Here is a 21,305-nt window from a genome sequence, read left to right on the forward strand (position 1 = left end):
GGATAAATCCCCTCGCCACAGGTTCAGTGCCGTCCACGAGCGAAGGGTTGCGAATACCACCCTGGTTTTGGGGCTTTGGTCATGCCGTCAGTAAAGTCCTACAGCCCATCGCGCTGTATCCTCTTTGGCCTGTCGGGAATTCCCTACATCCCTGGTGAAGTGTCTGCGCGGGCCTGCCTTGAAAGGCCCGAGGGCTTTCCTCTACCGTAACTGCTTGTCTCTTCTGTTACGGAACCGCCATGTCTTTGGCCAGCTCACGCTTCTTGTTTTTCATGGCTTCCATCGCCGCAGCCCTGGCTTTGGGCATTGCCACTTATCTGGAGTATTCGGTCGGCCTGACGCCTTGCAGCCTGTGTGTCTTGCAGCGGTTGTGCCTGACGCTGTTCCTGGTGAACAGCCTTGTGGCATGCGTACACGGTCCAGGCCAAAGAGGCAGTCTCTTCTATGGTGCGGCAGGGTTGGTTTTTGCGACGGGGGGAATGACCCTGGCATGGCGTCAGGTCTTGATGCAAAGCCATTCGTTCGAGCCGTTTCCTGATTGTGTTGCCCAGCCCAAGCTGATGGATTCGTGGTGGTGCGCGTTGCATCGCGTCCTCGACGGCGCGGTCGATTGCGCGAATATCACCTGGACGCTGTTCGACCTGAGTATCCCCGAATGGAGCCTGTTGTTCTTTCTCGCGGTGTCCAGCGCGATGGCCTATCTACTGCTGCGCCTTGCCTGGAGTGCTCTGGTACGACCGCTCAGCGGCGATACGTCGCAGATGCTCCGGGCCGTGGATTAAACACTTGTATGAACTTTATCTCCTGCGTACCTTGAAGCCATTGTCGTGCGGGCATAATCTGGCCCGCACGTGTTATTGGAATTGTGCCGCTCGATCATGTTGTGTCTGGCTTGTCCCTGATCATCAGGCGTGCACAGGCTGCGAGTGGCATGACCCACAAGGGAAGAAATCACCATGCTCGAAAGTTGTCAGAATGCTCAGGAACGCTGGGGTGGGGTGCATCTGCTGATCGATCGCTGGTTGCAGGAGCGTCACGAACTGGTTCGGGCCTACGATGCCCTCGGCGATAAGCCTGAAGCGCTGAGCGAAAGCCGCAAACCCTTGCAGGAGTTCTGCGGTGTGCTGGTCGACTATGTGTCTGCCGGTCATTTCGAGATATACGAACAACTGACGGGCGAGGCCAAGGCCTTCAACGACAAGCGCGGCCTGGAACTGGCCGAGCAGATCTACCCGCGTATCGACGTCATCACCGAAAAGCTGCTGGCGTTCAACGACCTGTGCGATGAAGGCAAGTGCGTAGCGGAAAAATTCAAGGAGCTGGGCGGCTTGCTGCACGAACGTTTCGAACTGGAAGACTGCCTGATCGAAGTGCTGCACAACGCTCACAAGGAAGAAGCCGCGGTCCAGGCCTGAGGGTTTCGCGGTCATGAAAAAACGGTGCGCAGTGCGCACCGTTTTTTATTGAGTCGGCGTCAGGTCGTCGCGCCCAGCAATTCGATTTCAAACACCAGTGGCGTGAATGGTGGGATCACATCTCCCGCCCCTTCAGCGCCATAGGCCAGGGTCGACGGAATCACCAACCGCCATTTTGCGCCTACCGGCATTTGCGGCAATGCACTGCGCCAGCCGTCAATCACGCTGTCGAGGTTGAACCATTGTGCCTGGTGGTTGGAATCGAATACGGTGCCGTCCGGCAATCGACCGGTATACAGCACCTGGACCTTGCCGTGAGGGCCGGCTTTCGCGCCGTGGCCTGGCTTGATCTCGGTCAGCAGGATGCCGTCTGCGAGTTGCTGGACGCCTGGACGGTTCTTTTCTTCATTGAGAAATTTCTGCTCCGTTTTCAACGCGGCTTCGATCTGTGGCGTTGTCGATTGCGAATTCAGTCGTGCCTGGTGCTCGGCCAGGATCTGTTCGATGCGTTCATCCTTGAGGGCCAGCGGCTTGCCCAGGTAGGCCTGTTGCAAGCCTTCGACCAAGGCTTTGATCTGCAGGTCCGGCACGTCCTGGCGCAGGCGTTCGCCGAGGCTTGCGCCCAGGCTGTAAGCCAAATCGTGGGCATCGTTTGCGCTGGTTTTTTCAACGGCCTGGACCGTGGAGCAAACCATGCACAGGAATAAAAACAGGTGACGCGACATGTGTGCTCTCCGGCCTCGAATCGAGGAATTATGCCAGTGCCGATATCTATAGAGGTGGATTGCCAAGGCACTGGCGCAGAAGATTTTTCGTCCCTTGCAACGCAACGTCTTGTGTACTGTCAACATGCCCTAGCGGCGGTTGAAGCAGAGGTCTAGTATGAGCCGCACTCACGTCAGTCAGGAGGTAAACCATGTCGGCCACCAAGAAGCCTGTAAACACTCCGTTGCACTTGCTCCAACAACTCTCGGGCAGCCTGCTCGAACATCTGGAAAATGCCTGCTCCCAAGCCCTGGCTGATGCTGAAAAACTGCTCGCCAAACTTGAAAAACAACGCGGCAAAGCGCAGGAAAAACTGCACAAGTCGCGCACCAAATTGCAAGACGCAGCCACCGCTGGCAAGGCCAAGGCGCAAGCCAAGGCCAAAGATGTCGTGAAAGAACTCGAAGACCTGCTTGATGCCTTGAAGGATCGTCAGTCCGAGACCCGCGCCTACATTCTGCAACTCAAGCGTGATGCCCAGGAAAGCCTGAAACTGGCCCAGGGTGTCGGTCGCGTGCAAGAAGCCGCAGGCAAGGCGCTGACGCTTCGTGCAGCCAAGCCTGCCGCTGTATCGGCCAAGAAGCCGGCGGCTAAACCCGTCGCGGCAAAAGCTCCGGCCAAAGTCGCTGCCAAGCCTGCGGCGAAAGCACCGGCCAAAGCTGCCAGCAAGCCAGCTGCCAAATCGGTCGCTGCCAGTGCTGCAAAACCTGCGGCAAAAAAACCAGTTGTCAAAGCTGCGGCCAAGCCCGCCACAAAAACGGCAGTTGCAAAACCTGCTGCCGCCAAGCCTGCTGTAAAAGCTGCTGCTAAACCGGCCGCTAAACCTGCGGCAAAAGCTGCAGCCAAACCTGCCGCCAAACCTGCCGCTAAAACCGCCGCCGCAAAACCTGCTGCCAAAGCTGCGGTAAAAGCCACCGCAAAACCTGCTGCCAAACCAGCAGCGAAGCCTGCGGCAACCAAAACGGCTGCGGCCAAGCCCGCTGCGAAAACGGCTGCCAAGCCTGTCGCTGCCAAAGCCCCCGCCAAAGCGGCGGCTAAACCCGCTGCCAAACCGGCTGCGGCCAAGCCTGCTGCTGCGAAGCCAACGGCTGCCAAACCAGCCGTCGCGAAGCCCGCTGCCGCCAAACCAGCCGCCAAGCCGGCCGTGAAAAAGCCAGCCGCTGCAAAACCTGCGACTGCGCCAGCCGCCAAGCCAGCGACACCGGCTCCGACCACGGCACCGGCTCCAGCCGCCAGCACTCCGGCCGCGGCGACCAGCCCATCCGCCGCCGTTGCGCCGAGCATCAGCAGCACCCCAACCAGCGCTTCCTAAGTGCCGGACACCGCGACGCGCAGCTGATGCAGCGCGTCGCGGCTCGCTGGCCCGGCATTCGCCGCCAGCCCTTGCAGCCATTGCGCTGAATCGTTCTGTTGTGTCCCAGGCCAATCCTTGGCCAGCGCTTCCAATCGCTCCAGCAATTGCCGTTCGGCCGCCAGCTCCAGCTGCTTGACCTGCTCGCGCAGGCCATTGAGTGCCGTGTCCTGGAGGGCGCTGGTTTTCCATTGGCTGCGAAGCGTGCGCAGTGGCCGCACCACCTCGGCATCCCAGGGCTCGGCCAATAGTCGAAGCTGCCGCAGCCTGTGTTCATTGCAGGCCACGCCACGCTGCGCCAGCCACAGGCCACACAGCAGCAGGCAGACGTTGGCGCCGGCGTCTTGTGATGCCAGGCACGCAGGCTCTACGCCAGGCTTGGCATAGAGGTCGAGGGAAAAGCTCCACAGGTCTGGGGACATCGTGCTACTCGCGCCAGTTGCGAGCGAAGCTGGTAGACTCCGCCGCCATTATGATCCGACTTCAGAACCTGACTTTACAGCGTGGCCCGCAACGTCTGCTAGAAGACGCCGAGCTGACCCTGCACGCCGGCCACAAAGCCGGCCTCATCGGTGCCAACGGCGCCGGCAAATCGAGCCTGTTCGCCTTGCTGCGAGGCGAGCTGCACCCGGACTCGGGTGATTGCCTGTTGCCGGCTGATTGGCGCATCGCCCACATGCGCCAGGAGGTCGACACCCTCGAGCGTCTGGCGGTGGACTACGTGCTCGATGGCGACCTGCGCCTACGCCAGGTGCAACGCGACCTGGCGGCGGCCGAAGCGGCCCACGACGGTGCCGCACAGGCCCGTCTGCACGCGGAACTCGACAGTGCCGACGGCTACACCGCCGATGCCCGTGCGCGCAAATTGCTCGCCGGCCTGGGCTTTACCAATGAGCAGATGGATCGTCAGGTCGGGGACTTCTCCGGTGGCTGGCGGATGCGCCTGAACTTGGCCCAGGCCTTGATGTGTCCTTCGGATCTGCTGTTGCTCGATGAGCCGACCAACCACTTGGACCTCGACGCCATCATCTGGCTCGAAGACTGGCTCAAGAGTTACCCGGGCACGCTGCTGCTGATTTCCCACGACCGTGATTTCCTCGACGCGGTGGTGGATCACGTGGCCCATGTCGATCAGCGCAAGCTCACCTTGTACCGTGGCGGCTACAGCGCCTTCGAACGCGCGCGTGCCGAACGCCTGGCCCAGCAACAGCAGGCCTACGAGAAGCAGCAGGCGCAACGTGCGCACATGGAAAGCTACATCGCCCGCTTCAAGGCCCAGGCCACCAAGGCCCGCCAGGCCCAGAGCCGGATCAAGGCATTGGAGCGGATGGAAGAGTTGTCGGCGGCCCACGTCGATTCACCGTTCGATTTTGTCTTCCGCGAATCGACCAAGATTTCCAGCCCGTTGATCGACCTGTCCGACGCGCGCCTGGGGTATGGCGACAAGACCGTGCTGGAGAAGGTCAAGCTGCAACTGACCCCGGGTGCGCGGATTGGTCTGCTGGGCCCCAACGGTGCCGGTAAGTCGACCCTGATCAAGAACCTTTCCGGCGAACTCGAGCCTCTGGCCGGGCGCCTGACCCGGGGCGAGAACACGGTGGTCGGCTACTTCGCCCAGCATCAGCTCGATTCCCTGGACTCCAAGGCCAGCCCGCTGTTGCACCTGCAACGCCTGGCACCGACCGAGCGCGAGCAGACCCTGCGGGATTTCCTCGGCGGTTTCGATTTCCGCGGGGCGCGCATCGACGAGCCGGTGCTGAATTTCTCCGGTGGCGAAAAGGCACGCCTGGCGTTGGCACTGATCGCCTGGGGCCGGCCGAACCTGTTGCTGCTCGACGAACCGACCAACCACCTGGACCTGGAAATGCGCCTAGCCTTGACCATGGCCTTGCAGGAATTCAGTGGCGCGGTGCTGGTGGTGTCCCACGATCGGCATTTGCTCAAGAGCACTACGGATAATTTCTTCCTGGTGGCCGACGGCAAGGTCGAGGAGTTCGACGGCGACCTGGAAGACTACGCCCGTTGGCTGGTGGAATACCGCCAGCGCAACGCGCCGGTCAGCAGCACGCCGGTCAACCCGGACAAGACCGACAAGAAAGCCCAGCGCCAGGCCGCCGCCGCATTGCGCCAGCAACTGGCGCCGCACAAGCGTGAGGCCGACAAACTCGAAGCCGAGTTGGGCAAGCTGCATGAAAAACTGCAAAAGATCGAAACCAGCCTTGGCGACAGTGGTCTCTACGAGGCGGCGCGCAAAGATGAGTTGCGCGACCTGCTGGCCGAGCAGGCCAAGCTGAAAATTCGGGAAGCGGAACTCGAGGAGGCTTGGATGCAAGCGCTGGAACTGCTGGAAAACCTGCAAGCGGAGCTGGAGGCGTTGTCCTGATGGAAGCGTTGGCGTTGCCTATACCCGTCATGTGGATCGAGCCGATCTGGCTGGGTGTGCAAATCCTGCTGATCCTGTTGGTGGGATATGTCGCCCAGCGGTTCGTTGCGCGTGCGCTCACGGGCCTCGGCGAGCGCTACCCACTGCCGACGCAATTGGTGATCATCCTGCGCGGTGTGCTGCGCTGGCTGATCATGGGCAGCGCCGTACTGGTGGCGCTGGAGCGCCTGGGTGTCTCGGCCACGGTACTCTGGACGGCGATCTCGGGTTTCGTGGCGGTGGCGGCGGTGGCGTTCTTCGCCATCTGGAGCGTGCTGTCCAACCTGTTCTGCGCCGTGTTGATCTACACCGTCGGACCGTTTCGCCTGGGCGATGTGGTCGAGCTGGTGGACACCACCGACAAGCCTGGCATCAAAGGACGCGTGGTGGCGATCAATCTGCTGTACACCACGCTGATCGAACCCGAGGAACTCGGCACCGGCAGTGCCATGGTGCAAGTACCCAACAGCCTGTTCTTCCAGCGTTCGGTACGGCGCTGGCGTGGCAGCGAAGCGTTTCCGGTGGGTGGGTTCGTCGAATAATCCGGCCTCGCCGATTGGCTTTTTTTTGCAAAAAAGCGATGGTCAATCCTTCAGCGGCGCATTAGCTTAGTCGTTTTCGACGAATTCGAGCCGAGGTGTGCAATGGTGCTGGAAACATGGCTGGCGTTTTTCGCCGCCTGTTGGGTGATCAGTCTTTCCCCGGGCGCCGGTGCCATTGCATCGATGTCCAGTGGCTTGCGCTACGGGTTTTGGCGCGGTTACTGGAATGCCCTGGGCCTGCAACTGGGCCTGGCGCTGCAAATCGTGATCGTCGCCGCCGGTGTTGGCGCTATCCTCACGGCCTCGGCCACCGCGTTCTATGCGATCAAGTGGTTCGGCGTGGCCTATCTGGTTTACCTGGGTATCAAACAGTGGCGAGCCATCCCTGGCGATATCAGCGATGACTCCGTCGTGCGGCCCATCGGTAACCCTTTGGCGCTGGTGTTTCGTGGCTTCCTGGTCAACATCAGCAACCCCAAGGCGCTGGTGTTCATGCTGGCGGTGTTGCCACAGTTCATCAATCCCCATGCACCATTGATCCAGCAATACCTGATCCTGGGCGTCACCATGATCGTCGTCGACCTCATCGTCATGGCCGGGTACACCGGGTTGGCGTCCAAAGTCCTGCGGCTGTTGCGTACACCGAAGCAGCAACGGCGGATGAACCGCACGTTTGCTGGCCTGTTCATCGGGGCGGCGGGCTTGCTCGCGACGATTCGCAAGGCTGCGGTGTAACCGGCTTATACACAACACCTGTGGCGAGGGAGCTTGCTCCCGCTCGGTTGCGCAGCGACCGCAAGATCTTGGGGCCGCTTCGCGACCCAGCGGGAGCAAGCTCCCTCGCCACAAAAAGCGTCTCTACTATCCAGCGGCGTGGCTCAGCGCAAGATCACCGGCGCCGTATCCCGTGGCAGGTTATTGCGCTGCATCGGCTCGCCGGGCTGTTGATAGCTCGGGCCGCCGAGCTGTTCGCTCAGTTGCCGCGCCACGTCTTCCCCCAGGGCCTTGGACACATCGCGCACCACCCGCGGCCGGTTGAGGCTGATGCGCACGTCCCGGTGGTTCAACAACTTGGTGTCCTGGCCTTCGCCCATGGCCGTAAAGGCCGAGGTGATTTCGTAGGTCTTGGTGTTGATCAGGCTGAAGTCTGCCACCAAGGTCAGCGCCAGTACGGCCGAATAGCTGTCGGTATTGGCCAGCTCGTTGATGTCGCGGGTGAAGTCGATGTCCGACACCGTGCCGAACAGCACATAGTCGGCACCCTTGAAGTTCCCGGCCTTGATGCGCTTGATCACGTCATAGACGTCGCCCTTGGACGACGCGGTGTGCGGGGTGCCCTGCACCAGCTGGAACATCCCGCTGCGCAGGATCTCGCCCTTGATGTCGCCAGTGAACTTGCGCAGTTCGCCCTGCTCGATATAGCTGCTGGTGGCTTCCATCTCGTCGTAGCTCGAGGAAGCGCTGGCGCTGTAAGGGTTCGCCTGGAAGTTGCTCTGCGCTGAGACGGTGTGGATGTATTCCTCCACCCGCTCCTGGTATGCAAGGTCGGTCACTGCGACTTTCGGGGCCGCCTGCGCGCCAAATGCGCAGGCCAGGGCCATGATGCCTATCCATGTGCGCATGGCTTAACGCTCCGTGGTCTTGCGGATTTCTTTTTCGTCCATCCACTCGGCCAGACCGCTTTCGACGTCGATCAATTGCAGGCTGAATTTGTAGAAGACGTCCTTGTAGTCGCTGCTGCGCTTGACGATCGAGCTGATGGAGCCTTCGAGGCGGTACTTGGCAGCGATCATGTTGCCGGTCTTGGCCACGGTGCTTTTCTTGTACAGGCCGCTCTGGTTCTGCAGCTTGAGCTGATCGACCTGGCTGTCCATGGCGGTGTTGTCGCTGGCGAAGCGAGCAGCGCCGGTCTTCATCAGCTGGGTCTTGATGCTGGTGGTGATTTCACGGGTGTCGATGTATTCGCTGGTCTTGTTCTTCACGTCATAGACCTGGACCACCGGGCGACCCTGCAGGATGCCGGACTGGGCCAGGGAGCGGGTCATGGACTCGGCGATCATTTGCAGGTCGGTGGAACCGAACTCGTTGGTCACGGTTTCCACGGCCTTGGTGTCGCCGTAGCTGATGTTCTTGTTGCCCAGGACCGGCGAGTTGTTGGCGCAACCGCTGACCAGCAGGGCGGCGAGGGCGATGGAGGAAATGCGTACGAACATGGGGATGCTCTCGAAAGCTGAATGAAATGGGGCTAAGGCTTGATGCCGATCAGTAAAGGAACTTGTGCCGGCGATCCCCGTGGCGAGGGAGCTTGCTCCCGCTGGGTCGCGAAGCGGCCCCAAGATCTTGCGGTCGCTGCGCAACCGAGCGGGAGCAAGCTCCCTCGCCACAGGTCTGGTGTTGGCTTGACCGACCGGGATCAGGCTCAAGGGGTATTGATTTCCAAACGGAAATCCACCGCCTTGGGGGTCGGTGCGATGGCCGGCAGGAAGCTGGTCTGTTCGCCGTACAGCGTCAGGCTTTTCCAGGTTTCTTCCTCGGCGATCGGAAAGCCTTCCGGCCCGAGCCAGGCAAAGCGGTAATACATCGTCTTGTTGTTGTAGCTGGTATTGCTCAACTGGACATTGACGGTCATGTAGCCGTTTTCCCGGGCCACGCGCATGGCGCCGACCACAATGTTCTTGGTCTTGCCCATCGCCACGACCTTGCTGGCGGCGCTGCCCGGCTCCGGTGGTGGCGGGGTGGCGCAACCGGCCAGCAAGGCCAGGGCGCCGACGGCGATCAGTTTTAAACGCATGTGAACAAGACTCCGTTCTTAAGGTTGCTTGAGGGCAATGGCAGTCGGGTTGGCGCTGGGCATCACCTGGGCAGCCAGGCCACCGGCGAACACCTGGTTACCCACCGCACGCAGGCTGATGACCTGGTAGCGCTGGTCGACGGTGACCTTGACCACCGAGCCGCCCACCGCGCTTGGCAAGGTGACCTGGTGCTCGCCTTTCTTCAGGCGCAGGCGCACCACCTGGGTGTAGTCGGGCAGGGTGCGCCAGGTTCGGGTATCGGCACCTTCGAGTACGGCCGAGGTGAGGCCGACGGCCAGGCCGGCCAGCGGATTGGTGTCGTTGATCTGCTTTTGCGCCACGCCACGGGTGACGGCGCGCACGGTGGTGCGCAGGATGATGCCCGGCATGTCGTCGCGCAGGGCCCGACGGGACATGGCGGTGGTGCTGTTGAGTTGGGTCAGGTCCAGCTGGCGGCCGTCGACACCGATCTGGCCGAAGGTGGCCGTGGAAGTGTCGGGCTTGATCAGTGGGAACGACAACGGCGTGATGACCAGGTTGCCGCTGATTGGCAAAGGCAAGGGAATGCGGATCGAGTCCCGGGACGGCGCCAGGCCACTCTGCACCACGATCAGGATGTCGCTGTCGTCGCTCTTGGCGGCGGGCTTGTCGAGGTCACGCAGGGCCTGCTCCAGCAGCGGTGTGTTGGGGCGCAGTTCGGCGGCCTTGCGATAACCCGGTGCGGCCAGGTCCTTTTCACCCAGGGCTTCGTAGACGAAACCGGCCAGGTAATGGCTGAACGCGCTCTGGTAACTGTTCTTGAGGCTGACCACTTCCGGGGCATCGAGGCTGGCCACCGGGTAACCCTGAAGGTCCTTGTATTCGGTCTTGACCCCTTGTTTCTCGGCTTCTTCCTCGCGCTTGAGGTATTCCTTGTCCCGCAGGTCGGCGATCACCGCTTCGCGTTCGTGGGTCTTCTTGATCTGGGTCCGTGCGCCGTCGAAGTCATTCACCGCCAGCAGGTTCAGGGCCATCTGCGTGGTCAGCATGACCTTTTCGTAGTCGTAGCCTTCGTAGCGGCGGACTTTATCGTTGACCAGGAAACTGCCGAACTGGGCCAGGTACTTGGCCGTGTCGAGCTTGACCGCATCTTCCCACTGGGCAACTTGTTGGTCGGCGCTGTTCCAGGCGGTCTGGCTGCCGGACAGGTCGCCCTTGGCGCGCAGCAGCTCACCTTTCTCGAAGTAATACAGCAGGTCCTTGTCCTGGCTGGTGTTGTTCTTTTCCAGCAGCGTCAATGCGGCGTCGACGTTGCCGGAAGCCAGTTGCTGGTTGGTCTGGGCCAATTCGCTGTCGTAGTTGCGAAAGGCCGAACAGCCGGACAACAAGGTGATCGCACCGAGGGCGATCGAAAAAACGGCACGGGATGCCATGAACATTTCTTCCCTGAGAAACAGCCGGGGTGTGCGGGTCGGGCTGGGGCGATCCCACGGACAAGCGTTGGTACGCTGTCGGTTCCTCATAAAAAGAGGAGCTTTTATGCCATCGAATGATAAGAAGGCGGCGGGATTATAAACATGGCTCTTGGCTATGTAATGGCTTTTCAGTGTCTAAATGCCGTTTTTGTGACATCACCTCCAAAGCATGAAAATCCGATGAAAATCGGCTCCCAAGTCATATCCGCCCTTGAGCCGAAGCCATTGGAAGTGAACAATGTGTTACTTCTTATTACCAACTGAGAGTCATTCATGACTGTGCCGTTCCGTTTCCTGGCCTGGCTTCTACTGCCATTGCTCGCTTTGTGCAGCACTGCGCTGCAGGCCGACCCCCTCGAGAGTGCCCCCCAGGCGCTGCATTTGTTGGATTACATCGGGGCGGATTACCCGGCGACGGTCGAGGCGGGCAAGGTCATCGACGAGGCGGAGTACCGCGAGCAGCTGGAATTTACCCAAGCGCTGGAAGGGTTGGTCGCCGGGTGGCCGGCCAAGCCAGAAAAGACTGAGCTGGTCCAAGGCATCGGCACCCTGCGCACGGCGATCACCCAGCGCCAGGACGGCGGCGATGTTGCGCGCCTGGCGCGGCAACTGGGGGCCAAGCTGGCGGTGGCATATGAAGTCAGCCAGGCACCGGTCATCACGCCCGACCCCACCCGCGGCGCGCCGCTGTATGCGCAAAATTGCTCGGTGTGCCACGGAGCCAACGGTGCCGGCGACGGTCCTGCCGGTGTCGGCTTGGAACCGCCGCCCGCCAACATGCGGGACGCCCAGCGCCTGGATCGCCTGAGTCTCTATGCGATCTACAACACCGTCGGCATGGGCATCGAAGGCACGGATATGCCGGCCTTCGCCGATCAGCTCGACGACCGTCAGCGCTGGGACCTGGCGACCTACATCGCCAGCTTCAGCGCGGACCCGGCCGCCGCCAAAAGTGAACAGGTCTTCAACCTCGCTGACCTGGCGCGCCAGACCCCGGCCGAAGTCCTCGCCGCACAAGGCCCGGCAGCGGCGGCGACGTTCCGTGCCCAGCGTGCCCAGCCGCCGCAAGTGCAACGTGGCCCGGCGCAGTTGCTCGACTACACGGCGGCCACCCTGGATAAAAGCATCGCGGCGTACCGTGCCGGTGATCACGACCAGGCCTATGACTTGTCGGTAGCGGCTTACCTGGAAGGTTTCGAGCTGGTGGAAAGCTCGCTGGACAACGTCGATGCCAACGTGCGCAAGGACACCGAAAAGTCCCTGATGGCCTACCGTCAGTCGTTGCAGGACGGTTTGCCGGTGGAGCAGGCGGTACAGCGTCTGGACGCGGCCAAGGCCAAGTTGAAGGAGTCCGCCGGCCTGCTGGGTGGCGATGGCTTGAGCTGGTCGCTGAGCTATATCTCCGGGTTGCTGATCCTGCTGCGTGAAGGATTGGAAGCGATCCTGGTGCTGGCGGCGATCCTGGCGTTCCTGCGCAACACCGGCCAGCAGTCGGCGGTGCGCAGTGTCAACGTCGGTTGGGGGCTGGCGCTGGTGGCCGGCCTGGCGACCTGGGGCCTGGCGGCGTATGTGATTGACGTCAGCGGTGCCCAGCGTGAGCTGCTTGAAGGCGCGACGGCGTTGTTCGCCAGTGTGATGGTGCTGTGGCTGGGTGTGTGGATGCATGACCGTCGCCACGCAGCGGCCTGGCAGGACTACATCAAGAGCAGCCTGGTGGGCGGCGGGGGTCGGTTTGGTTTTGCGATCCTGGCGTTTTTCTCGGTCTATCGCGAGCTGTTCGAAGTGATCCTGTTCTACGAAACCCTGTGGTTGCAAGCGGGCCCCGCCGGGCACAACGCGGTGCTGGCCGGCGGCGCGACGGCGCTGGTGTTGTTGGTGGGGTTGGCCTGGGTGATCCTGCGCGGCTCGGCGAAACTGCCCCTGGCGCTGTTTTTCAGTATCAACGCCGGGTTGTTGTGCGCGCTGTCGGTGGTATTCGCCGGTCACGGCGTGAAGGCGTTGCAGGAAGCCGGGATCTTCGGCACCCATCCGGTGGCATTCTTCGAATTCGACTGGCTGGGCATTCATGCCGATGCCTATTCGCTGGCCGCTCAAGTGGTGGCGATCCTGGCGATCATGGTGCTGTATGGGCGCAGTTGGGTGGTGGAGAAGCGTCGGGTCCAGGTTTCCTGAAAAGCGTTCGCTGCGCTCATTATCGCGAGCAAGCTCGCTCCCACAGGATGTAGGCTGTCCTTGTGGGAGCGAGCATGCTCGCGATGCATTTTAAAGAGGAGCAACCCTAATGCGCGTATGGATCGACGCCGATGCCTGTCCCAAGGCGGCGAAAGAACTGGTGGTCAAGTTCGCCCTGAAGCGCCGGTTCGAGGTGGTGCTGGTGGCCGGTCAGCCGCAGATCAAGCCGGCCCTGGCTTGTGTGAAGCTGATCGTGGTACCCAGTGGCCCTGATGCGGCGGACGATTACCTGGTGGAACATGCCGTGCCGGGTGAGTTGGTGATCTGCAGCGACGTGCCCTTGGCCGACCGGTTGGTGAAGAAGGGCGTCGCGGCCCTGGACCCGCGCGGCAAGGAGTTCGATGCGCAAAACATGGGCGAGCGGCTGGCGGTGCGCAACCTGTTCACTGATCTGCGTGAACAGGGCCACATGGGCGGCGGCCCGGCGGCCTACAGCGAGCGAGACAAGCAGGGGTTTGCCAATGCCCTGGATCGGATCCTGACGCGCCTGACCCGATTGCCTTGAATCATGCCCAAACCTCTGTGGGAGCGAGCTCCCACAGGGTTAGTGGTGGTGGGGTCAGGCGTCGTTCTCGTGCGTCAATTCCAACACCCGATCCACCAGTTTGTTGATGCCGGAAGCCGCTTCGCTGATGTTCTGCGCCAGCATGTAGGCCGGGGTGCTGACCAGTTTGCGCGCTCGGTCTTCAACGATGTCGGTGACGGTGCACTCTTCGTGAGTACCCCCCATTTTGGTCACAGCGGCGGCAGTGTCGACGTCGTTGCCGATGGTGCAGACCACGCCCGGGCCGTAGATTTTCGCCGCCAGGGCCGGGGAGATGCAGATCAGCCCGACCGGTTTGCCGGCCTCGGCAAAGGCCTCGGTCAGCGCGAGGACCTCTGGCTGGACCGTGCAAGCCGCGCCTTCGACGGCAAAGTTGGAGAGGTTTTTCGCCGAGCCAAAACCACCAGGTACGATCAGGGCGTCGAAATCCTCGGCCCTGGCTTCACGCAAGTCCTTCACGTTGCCCCGGGCGATCCGCGCCGATTCCACCAACACGTTGCGGCTCTCGGGCATTTCCTCGCCGGTCAGGTGATTGATCACATGCAACTGGGCAATGTTGGGGGCGAAGCACTGGACGTGAGCCCCACGCTGATCAAGACGCAGCAAGGTGATCACGCTTTCGTGGATCTCGGCGCCGTCATAGACGCCACAGCCGGAAAGGATCACTGCAATTTTTTTGCTCATGGGCTTTTCTCCAGATTCATGGCGTTAAATGTCTACTAATTTGTCACTCGTTGCCATAGGGGGATCGGCCAGCTACACCTAATCTGCCGACTATCTCCCTGCCTCGCATGCCCGGGTTGCGTCATGAACTTCATCCTGTATGCCGTGCCGTTCTTCTTCGTGCTGATCGCCGTCGAGTTGCTGGCCGATCGCTGGCGGGGCGTGAGCCACTACCGTGTGGCCGACGCGATCAACAGCTTGAGCACCGGCGTGCTGTCGACCACAACGGGCCTTTTGACCAAAGGCGTGGGGCTGGTGACCTATGCCTTTGCGTTGAAACACCTGGCTATCATCGAGCTGCCTGCCGACCGGGCCTGGACCTGGGTGGTTGCCTTTGTGCTCTACGACTTCTGCTACTACTGGCTGCACCGCATGGGCCATGAACGCAACATCCTCTGGGCCGCTCATTCGGTGCACCACCAGAGTGAGGACTACAACCTTTCCACGGCGTTGCGCCAGACCAGTACCGGGTTCCTGTTGAGCTGGATCTTCTACGTCCCGCTCGCCGTACTGGGTGTGCCACTGGTGGTCTTCGTCAGCGTTGCGGCGTTGAATCTGCTGTACCAGTTTTGGGTCCACACCCAGCACATTCCCAAGCTCGGCTGGCTGGAGTGGTGCTTCGTGACGCCGTCCAATCATCGTGCCCACCATGCACAGAACCCTCTCTACATGGATCGCAACTACGGCGGGGTGTTCATTATTTGGGACCGTCTGTTTGGCACCTTCCAGGAAGAAGACGTCAACGAACCAGTGATTTTCGGCGTGACCACGCCGCTGGAGAGCTGGAATCCGTTGTGGGCCAACCTGCAGTTTTATGCGCAGCTGTGGGCCGATGCCAGGCGGGCCGGGCGTTGGTGGGACAAGCTGCGGATCTGGTTCATGCCCACCGGTTGGCGTCCGGCGGACGTCGCGGCCAGGTACCCGCTGAACAAGTCGGACTTGGGCCTGTTCCGCAAATTCGACGTGCCGTTGGATGTTCGCCAGCAGTGGTACGTGGGGCTGCAGTTCTGCGCCTACATTGCCTTGGGCAGTTATCTGATGAACCTTGAAGCCAGCCTGCCGGTCGTCGCCCTGATGCTGGGTTGGGGCGCGGTGGCGTTCGGTCTGTTCGTGTTGGGCGTGGCCCTGGAGAATCGCCCGTGGGCGTTGCGGCTGGAGCTGTTGCGGCTGGCCTCGAACGTGCCGCTGGTATGGCTGGCGCCACTGGCCGGGTTGTGGCCGGCCAACCCTGTGGCCTGGGCCGGGCTGCTCAGCTACAGCCTGCTCAGCGGCATCGGGCTATATTGCTGCCGTACCCGGTTTACTCGGTTGGCGTCGTAGGTTCGCCGGACCTGGCTTGCTCCAGGCGCTCGGCTTCGAGGACTTTCCTGGCCAGGCGCGCATTCTTGATGCGTCGGCGCAGCCACAAGACCAGGCCCAGCACCAGCAGTGCGCCGAGTACCCACAATTCATACTTCTTGATGCTGCCCAGCATGCCTTCGAGCACTGCGCCAAAGTGGTACGCGGCCGCAGCCAACGCCGTGGCCCAGATCGCCGCACCGATGCCGTTGAGCAGCAGGTAGCGACCCGGCGGATAGCCTGACAGACCGATCGCCACCGGCATCACCGTGCGCAGGCCATAGACGAAACGGAAGCTCAGGACCCAGATGTCCGGATGCCGGCGGATGTGCTCCAGCGCCCGATCCCCCATCAACTGCCAGCGTGGCTTGCGGGCCAGCAGCTTGCGCCCGTGCTTGCGTCCCAGGAAATACCACAGCTGATCGCCCGCGTAGCTGCCGCAGAACGCCACGACGACCACCAGGTTGATGTCCATGTAGCCACGGAACGCCAGGAAACCTGCGAGCACGAGGATAGTTTCGCCTTCGAAGAACGTGCCGATAAACAGGGCCAAGTAGCCGAAGTCATGCAGAAATTGTTGGAGCATTGTCTGGGTGCTGGCGAAATGAACGCGCAGCCTAACCCTTCAGGCACATTCAGGAAAGTATCGAAATGTGTCTCGACGTGAACAATTCCTACAATGACAATAACTGCGACGACAGGACGCAGGTGCACATAACTGTAATGTCTTCGTCATAATGGGCGCTTATAACTGTCACGCTCGCCCGTCAGCACGGGCTCAGGAGTCTGCCGTGAGCTTTACCCCCGCCAATCGTCTGTTCCCTGCTACCCGCCTGCGTCGCAACCGTCGTGATGAGTTCTCTCGTCGGCTGGTACGTGAAAACGTGCTGACCACCAATGACCTGATCCTGCCGGTATTCGTGCTGGACGGTGAGAACCGTCGCGAAGCGGTGGCGTCGATGCCCGGGGTGGAACGCCTGACCATCGACCTGCTGCTCGAAGAGGCCGCCCACTGGGTCGAACTGGGCATTCCGGCGCTGGCGCTGTTCCCGGTCACGCCGCCGACACTCAAGTCCCTGGACGCCGCCGAAGCCTGGAACCCGGAAGGCATCGCCCAGCGCGCGACCCGCGCCTTGCGCGCGCGCTTCCCGGAGCTGGGGGTGATCACCGACGTGGCGCTGGACCCGTTCACCACCCACGGGCAGGACGGTATCCTCGATGAAGAAGGCTACGTGCAGAACGACATTACCGTCGATGCACTGGTCAGGCAGGCCCTGTCCCACGCCGAGGCCGGCGCCCAGGTCGTGGCGCCGTCGGACATGATGGACGGGCGCATCCAGGCGATCCGCGAAGCCCTCGAGGTGGCCGGTCACGTCAACGTGCGGATCATGGCCTACTCGGCCAAGTACGCCAGCGCCTATTACGGTCCGTTCCGCGACGCGGTCGGCTCGGCCCTGAACCTGGGCAAGGCCAACAAGGCTTCTTATCAGATGGACCCGGCCAACAGTCAGGAAGCCTTGCACGAAGTGGCGGCTGACTTGTCAGAAGGGGCAGACATGGTCATGGTCAAGCCTGGCATGCCCTACCTCGACATTCTTTGCCGGGTCAAAGACGAATTCAAAGTGCCGACCTTTGTTTATCAGGTCAGCGGCGAATACGCGATGCACATGGCCGCGATCCAGAACGGCTGGTTGGGCGAAGGGGTGATCCTGGAGTCCTTGACCGCTTTCAAGCGCGCAGGGGCTGATGGCATCCTGACTTACTTTGCCGTGCGCGCCGCCCAATTGTTACGAGAGCAGAAATAGCCTCCCAGGAACTTGCGATGAATACCGAAGGACTCTCCGAAGTTGCCGTAAAAGACGCTCAACCCGTGGTCGAGCAGATTGCCGAGACACCGCCGACGCTGGAGCCTGCTGCCCCAGCTGTCGTCGAGCCCGCACCGGCCCCGGCGATTGTGATTCCCAACCTGGATGACAGCAGCCTGTACATCCATCGGGAGCTGTCGCAACTGCAGTTCAACATCCGCGTGCTGGAGCAGGCGCTGGACGAGTCCTACCCGCTGCTGGAGCGGTTGAAGTTCCTGCTGATCTTTTCCAGCAACCTGGATGAGTTTTTCGAAATCCGCGTCGCCGGGCTGAAGAAGCAGATCACCTTCGCCCGTGAACAGGCCGGTGCCGACGGCCTGCAACCGCACCAGGCCCTGGCGCGCATCAGCGAGCTGGTCCACGGCCATGTGGACCGGCAATACGCGATTCTCAACGATATCCTGTTGCCGGAGCTGGAAAAGCACCAGGTGCGCTTCATCCGCCGGCGCTACTGGAACACCAAGATCAAGACCTGGGTGCGCCGCTATTTCCGCGACGAGATCGCACCAATCATCACGCCGATCGGTCTCGATCCGACGCACCCGTTCCCGCTGCTGGTCAACAAGAGCCTGAACTTCATCGTCGAGCTGGAGGGCATCGACGCCTTCGGTCGCGATTCCGGCCTGGCGATCATTCCGGCGCCACGCCTGCTGCCGCGGATCATCCGCGTGCCGGAGGACGTCGGTGGCCCTGGCGACAATTATGTGTTCCTGTCGTCGATGATCCACGCCCATGCCGATGACCTGTTCCAGGGCATGAAGGTGAAAGGTTGCTACCAGTTCCGCTTGACGCGTAACGCCGACCTCTCGGTGGACACCGAGGACGTCGAAGACCTGGCCCGCGCCCTGCGCGGCGAGCTGTTCTCCCGTCGCTACGGTGATGCGGTGCGCCTGGAGGTGGCCGATACCTGCCCGAAACACCTGTCCGATTACCTGCTCAAGCAGTTCAACCTGCATGAGACCGAGTTGTACCAGGTCAACGGCCCGGTCAACCTGACCCGACTGTTCAGCATCACCGGCCTGGACAGCCATCCGGAGCTGCAATATCTGCCGTTCACGCCGCAGATCCCGAAACTGCTGCAAAACAGCGAGAACATTTTCAGCGTGATCAGCAAGCAGGACATCCTGCTGCTGCACCCGTTCGAGTCGTTCACACCGGTGGTCGACCTGCTGCGCCAGGCCGCCAAGGATCCCCACGTCCTGGCGGTGCGCCAGACCCTGTACCGCAGCGGCGCCAACTCGGAAATCGTCGATGCCCTGGTGGACGCGGCGCGAAACGGCAAGGAAGTCACGGCAGTGATCGAGTTGCGCGCGCGCTTCGACGAGGAATCCAACCTGCAACTGGCCAGCCGCCTGCAGGCGGCGGGTGCGGTGGTCATCTATGGCGTAGTCGGCTTCAAGACCCACGCCAAGATGATGCTCATCCTGCGCCGTGAAGCCGGTGAGATCGTGCGCTACGCCCACTTGGGCACCGGCAACTACCACGCTGCCAACGCCCGCCTGTACACCGACTACAGCCTGCTGACCTCTGACGATGCCTTGTGCGAAGACGTCGGTAAGCTGTTCAGCCAGTTGATCGGCATGGGCAAGACCCTGCGCATGAAGAAACTGCTGCATGCGCCGTTCACCCTGAAAAAGGGCATGCTCGACATGATCGCCCGGGAAACGCAGTTCGCCTTGGACGGCAAACCGGCCCATATCATTGCCAAGTTCAACTCGCTAACCGACCCGAAGATCATTCGTGCGTTGTACAAGGCCAGCCAGTCGGGCGTGCGCATCGACCTGGTGGTGCGTGGCATGTGCTGCCTGCGGCCGGGCATTGCGGGGGTGTCCCACAACATTCATGTACGCTCGATCATCGGGCGCTTCCTGGAGCATACGCGGGTGTTCTACTTCCTCAACGGCGGTGAGGAGCAGATGTTCCTGTCCAGTGCCGACTGGATGGAGCGCAACCTCGACAAACGGGTCGAGACCTGCTTCCCGGTGGAAGGCAAGAAGCTGATCCTGCGGGTCAAGAAGGAGCTGGAAAGCTACCTCACCGACAACACCCACAGCTGGAGCCTGCAGTCGGATGGTCGCTACATCCGCAACACCCCGACCGGCAACCAGAACCCGCGCAGCGCCCAGGCGACGTTGCTGGAGCGCTTGAGCAGCCCGGTGTTGGCGGTTCGTTAAAAAATCGGTGGAGGGGGGCAGGCTCGGCTTTTTGTGGCGAGGGAGCTTGCTCCCGCTGGAGGGCGAAGCCCTCCCAAGACTTGGGGCCGCTTCGCAGCCCAGCGGGAGCAAGCTCCCTCGCCACAGAGATCTGGGTTGTGGCGGGGCTTAGTGAATGTTCAGCACAATCCCGACCCGGGTGAGCCAGTCGGCTTCCTGGGCGAAGTCGGCCTGGGTCAGCTGGTTTTCTTCCAGCCATCCGTCGGGGAACATCACGTCCAGTTGATCGCCGTCGGCATGCAGGGCGACCTGGGGCATTTCCTGGGTGCCACGGATGTGATGGAACAGGATCGCGAAGCGCAGCAGCACGCACAGGCGAATCAGCTTGATGCCGTCATCGCCGAACTCGGCAAACTTATCCTTGGGAATATTGCGTCGGTGGCCGCGCACCAATAGCGCGAGCATTTGCTGGTCTTCCCGGGAGAAACCTGCCAGGTCCGAGTGCTCGATCAGGTAGGCGCCGTGCTTGTGGTAGTGATAGTGGGCGATGTCCAGGCCCACTTCATGGACCTTGGCGGCCCAGCCCAGCAATTCGCGCCAGACCCCGTCGTTCAAGTCCCAGTCATCGGCCACCTGGTCGAAGGCATGCAGTGCCTTGCGTTCGACCCGTGCGGCCTGCTCCAGGTCGACGTGATAACGCTCCATGAGCGAGCCCAGGGTGCGCTCGCGCACGTCTTCGTGATGATGACGCCCCAGTAGGTCATACAACACGCCTTCGCGCAGGGCGCCTTCACAGTGGTCCATGCGGTGCAGTTCGAGGGCGTCGAAAATCGCCTCGAGGATCGCCAGGCCCGCGGGGAAAATCGCCCGGCGGTCGGGCTTGATGCCTTCGAAGTCGATCTTGTCGGCATCGCCGAGCTTGAACACCCGTCGCTTGAGCCAGGCCAAGCCCTCGGCATTGACCTCGCCGGTGCCATGCCCGCCGGCCTTGAGGGCCAGGCCAATGGCGCGAATGGTGCCCGAGGAGCCAATGGCTTCATCCCAGGTCAGGCGGTGCAGGGCGTGCTCGATGCTCATGATCTCCAGGCGCGCCGCCGTATAGGCCTGGGCATAGCGGGCCGGGGTGATCTTGCCGTCGCGGAAATAACGCTGGGTGTAGCTCACGCAGCCCATCTGCAGGCTTTCGCGCAGCAGCGGTTCGAAGCGCTGGCCGATGATGAATTCGGTACTGCCGCCACCGATGTCCGCCACCAGGCGCTTGCCTGGGGTGTCGGCCAAGGTATGGGAAACGCCCAGATAGATCAGGCGAGCCTCTTCACGGCCGGAAATGACTTCTACCGGATGCCCGAGGATTTCTTCAGCACGGCGGATGAACTCGCCACGGTTGCGCGCCTCGCGCAGGGCGTTGGTGCCCACGATCCGCACCGCGCCCAAGGGCATACCATTGATCAGTTGGGCAAACCGCTTGAGGCAGTCAAGCCCGCGCTGGATGGATTCTTCGCTCAGCTGGCGTTCTTCGTCGATACCGGCGGCCAGTTGGACTTTCTCGCCGAGCCGCTCAAGAATGCGGATTTCCCCGTTCTGGGCCTTGGCGACGACCATGTGGAAACTGTTGGAGCCCAGGTCTATGGCGGCGATCAGGGACAGATTCTTGGCTTGGGATGGCGGCATGGTCAAAAAGTCTCGGTCGATAACCTTACCATCCTGCC

Annotated in this window: 20 protein-coding genes; 11 read left to right on the plus strand and 9 right to left on the minus strand. The window is 61.7% G+C overall.

The window, feature by feature from the left end; all coding sequences use genetic code 11:
• The first annotated feature begins 239 nt into the window (after positions 1–239).
• A complete protein-coding gene (locus BLT00_RS07440) occupies positions 240–782 on the plus strand; it encodes a disulfide bond formation protein B (protein ID WP_092148226.1) in 543 nt (180 codons plus the stop codon).
• A 174-nt stretch (positions 783–956) separates the two neighbouring features.
• The gene (locus tag BLT00_RS07445; protein ID WP_003206770.1) at positions 957–1,415 is read left to right on the plus strand and encodes an Rsd/AlgQ family anti-sigma factor; all 459 of its coding nucleotides are present in this window, start codon (positions 957–959) and stop codon (positions 1,413–1,415) included.
• 59 nt (positions 1,416–1,474) lie between these two features.
• On the opposite strand, the gene BLT00_RS07450 is transcribed toward BLT00_RS07445, so the two are convergent.
• The gene (locus BLT00_RS07450) at positions 1,475–2,140 is read right to left on the minus strand and encodes an FKBP-type peptidyl-prolyl cis-trans isomerase (RefSeq protein ID WP_092148223.1); all 666 of its coding nucleotides are present in this window, start codon (positions 2,138–2,140) and stop codon (positions 1,475–1,477) included.
• Between the two features lie 191 nt (positions 2,141–2,331).
• Here BLT00_RS07450 and BLT00_RS07455 point away from each other — a divergent pair, with 191 nt between their 5' ends.
• On the plus strand, positions 2,332–3,492 hold the full coding sequence (locus BLT00_RS07455) for an AlgP family protein (RefSeq protein ID WP_092148220.1): 1,161 nt from the start codon (positions 2,332–2,334) through the stop codon (positions 3,490–3,492).
• On the opposite strand, the gene BLT00_RS07460 is transcribed toward BLT00_RS07455, so the two are convergent.
• Positions 3,489–3,953: a TIGR02444 family protein gene (locus BLT00_RS07460; RefSeq protein WP_072343028.1), complete on the minus strand. Its 465-nt coding sequence runs from the start codon at positions 3,951–3,953 to the stop codon at positions 3,489–3,491. The two genes, BLT00_RS07455 and BLT00_RS07460, sit on opposite strands and share 4 nt — an antisense overlap.
• A 50-nt stretch (positions 3,954–4,003) precedes the next feature.
• Between BLT00_RS07460 and BLT00_RS07465 the strand changes: the two genes are divergently transcribed.
• The 3 genes from BLT00_RS07465 to rhtB all read left to right on the plus strand — a co-directional run bounded on the left by BLT00_RS07465 (position 4,004) and on the right by rhtB (position 7,230).
• A complete protein-coding gene (locus tag BLT00_RS07465; protein ID WP_092148217.1) occupies positions 4,004–5,914 on the plus strand; it encodes an ATP-binding cassette domain-containing protein in 1,911 nt (636 codons plus the stop codon).
• On the plus strand, positions 5,914–6,495 hold the full coding sequence (locus tag BLT00_RS07470; protein ID WP_092148214.1) for a mechanosensitive ion channel family protein: 582 nt from the start codon (positions 5,914–5,916) through the stop codon (positions 6,493–6,495). Before BLT00_RS07465 ends, BLT00_RS07470 begins: the two co-directional genes overlap by 1 nt.
• Before the next feature lie 102 nt (positions 6,496–6,597).
• On the plus strand, positions 6,598–7,230 hold the full coding sequence (gene rhtB, locus BLT00_RS07475) for a homoserine/homoserine lactone efflux protein (protein WP_092148211.1): 633 nt from the start codon (positions 6,598–6,600) through the stop codon (positions 7,228–7,230).
• A 143-nt stretch (positions 7,231–7,373) separates the two neighbouring features.
• Here the strand turns inward: rhtB and BLT00_RS07480 are convergent, their stop codons facing one another.
• The 4 genes from BLT00_RS07480 to BLT00_RS07495 all read right to left on the minus strand — a co-directional run bounded on the left by BLT00_RS07480 (position 7,374) and on the right by BLT00_RS07495 (position 10,699).
• Positions 7,374–8,117 (minus strand): penicillin-binding protein activator LpoB, encoded by a 744-nt coding sequence (locus BLT00_RS07480; RefSeq protein ID WP_092151245.1) that lies wholly within the window; start codon positions 8,115–8,117, stop codon positions 7,374–7,376.
• A gap of 3 nt (positions 8,118–8,120) precedes the next feature.
• Entirely contained in the window at positions 8,121–8,708 is a 588-nt protein-coding gene (lpoB, locus tag BLT00_RS07485; RefSeq protein WP_072343012.1) for a penicillin-binding protein activator LpoB, read from the minus strand.
• 206 nt (positions 8,709–8,914) lie between these two features.
• Positions 8,915–9,286 carry a YcfL family putative periplasmic lipoprotein gene (locus BLT00_RS07490; protein ID WP_003206754.1) on the minus strand — a complete coding sequence of 124 codons (372 nt, stop codon included), beginning with the start codon at positions 9,284–9,286 and terminating at the stop codon, positions 8,915–8,917.
• 18 nt (positions 9,287–9,304) lie between these two features.
• Positions 9,305–10,699 (minus strand): COG3014 family protein, encoded by a 1,395-nt coding sequence (locus BLT00_RS07495; RefSeq protein ID WP_092149204.1) that lies wholly within the window; start codon positions 10,697–10,699, stop codon positions 9,305–9,307.
• 315 nt (positions 10,700–11,014) lie between these two features.
• On the opposite strand from BLT00_RS07495, the gene BLT00_RS07500 reads away from it, so the two are divergent.
• Together BLT00_RS07500 and BLT00_RS07505 are read left to right on the plus strand one after the other, a co-directional pair.
• On the plus strand, positions 11,015–12,913 hold the full coding sequence (locus BLT00_RS07500; protein ID WP_092149198.1) for a cytochrome c/FTR1 family iron permease: 1,899 nt from the start codon (positions 11,015–11,017) through the stop codon (positions 12,911–12,913).
• 109 nt (positions 12,914–13,022) lie between these two features.
• Positions 13,023–13,478: a YaiI/YqxD family protein gene (locus tag BLT00_RS07505; RefSeq protein ID WP_060740113.1), complete on the plus strand. Its 456-nt coding sequence runs from the start codon at positions 13,023–13,025 to the stop codon at positions 13,476–13,478.
• 54 nt (positions 13,479–13,532) lie between these two features.
• On the opposite strand, the gene elbB is transcribed toward BLT00_RS07505, so the two are convergent.
• A complete protein-coding gene (gene elbB, locus BLT00_RS07510; RefSeq protein WP_092149195.1) occupies positions 13,533–14,201 on the minus strand; it encodes an isoprenoid biosynthesis glyoxalase ElbB in 669 nt (222 codons plus the stop codon).
• 123 nt (positions 14,202–14,324) lie between these two features.
• Between elbB and BLT00_RS07515 the strand changes: the two genes are divergently transcribed.
• Entirely contained in the window at positions 14,325–15,560 is a 1,236-nt protein-coding gene (locus tag BLT00_RS07515; protein WP_092149192.1) for a sterol desaturase family protein, read from the plus strand.
• Here BLT00_RS07515 and BLT00_RS07520 read toward each other — a convergent pair.
• Positions 15,541–16,164, minus strand: a complete 624-nt coding sequence (locus BLT00_RS07520; protein WP_003206742.1) for a DedA family protein — start codon at positions 16,162–16,164, stop codon at positions 15,541–15,543. The two genes, BLT00_RS07515 and BLT00_RS07520, sit on opposite strands and share 20 nt — an antisense overlap.
• Before the next feature lie 205 nt (positions 16,165–16,369).
• Between BLT00_RS07520 and hemB the strand changes: the two genes are divergently transcribed.
• Both hemB and ppk1 read left to right on the plus strand, forming a co-directional pair.
• Positions 16,370–17,383 (plus strand): porphobilinogen synthase, encoded by a 1,014-nt coding sequence (hemB, locus tag BLT00_RS07525; RefSeq protein WP_063323855.1) that lies wholly within the window; start codon positions 16,370–16,372, stop codon positions 17,381–17,383.
• A 17-nt stretch (positions 17,384–17,400) separates the two neighbouring features.
• Positions 17,401–19,617: a polyphosphate kinase 1 gene (ppk1, locus tag BLT00_RS07530; RefSeq protein ID WP_063323856.1), complete on the plus strand. Its 2,217-nt coding sequence runs from the start codon at positions 17,401–17,403 to the stop codon at positions 19,615–19,617.
• A gap of 147 nt (positions 19,618–19,764) precedes the next feature.
• Here the strand turns inward: ppk1 and ppx are convergent, their stop codons facing one another.
• The gene (gene ppx / locus BLT00_RS07535) at positions 19,765–21,267 is read right to left on the minus strand and encodes an exopolyphosphatase (RefSeq protein ID WP_092149189.1); all 1,503 of its coding nucleotides are present in this window, start codon (positions 21,265–21,267) and stop codon (positions 19,765–19,767) included.
• Positions 21,268–21,305: the final 38 nt, after the last annotated feature.

This window comes from Pseudomonas sp. NFACC51 (assembly GCF_900103575.1).
Classification (GTDB): Bacteria; Pseudomonadota; Gammaproteobacteria; order Pseudomonadales; family Pseudomonadaceae; genus Aquipseudomonas; species Aquipseudomonas fluorescens_Q.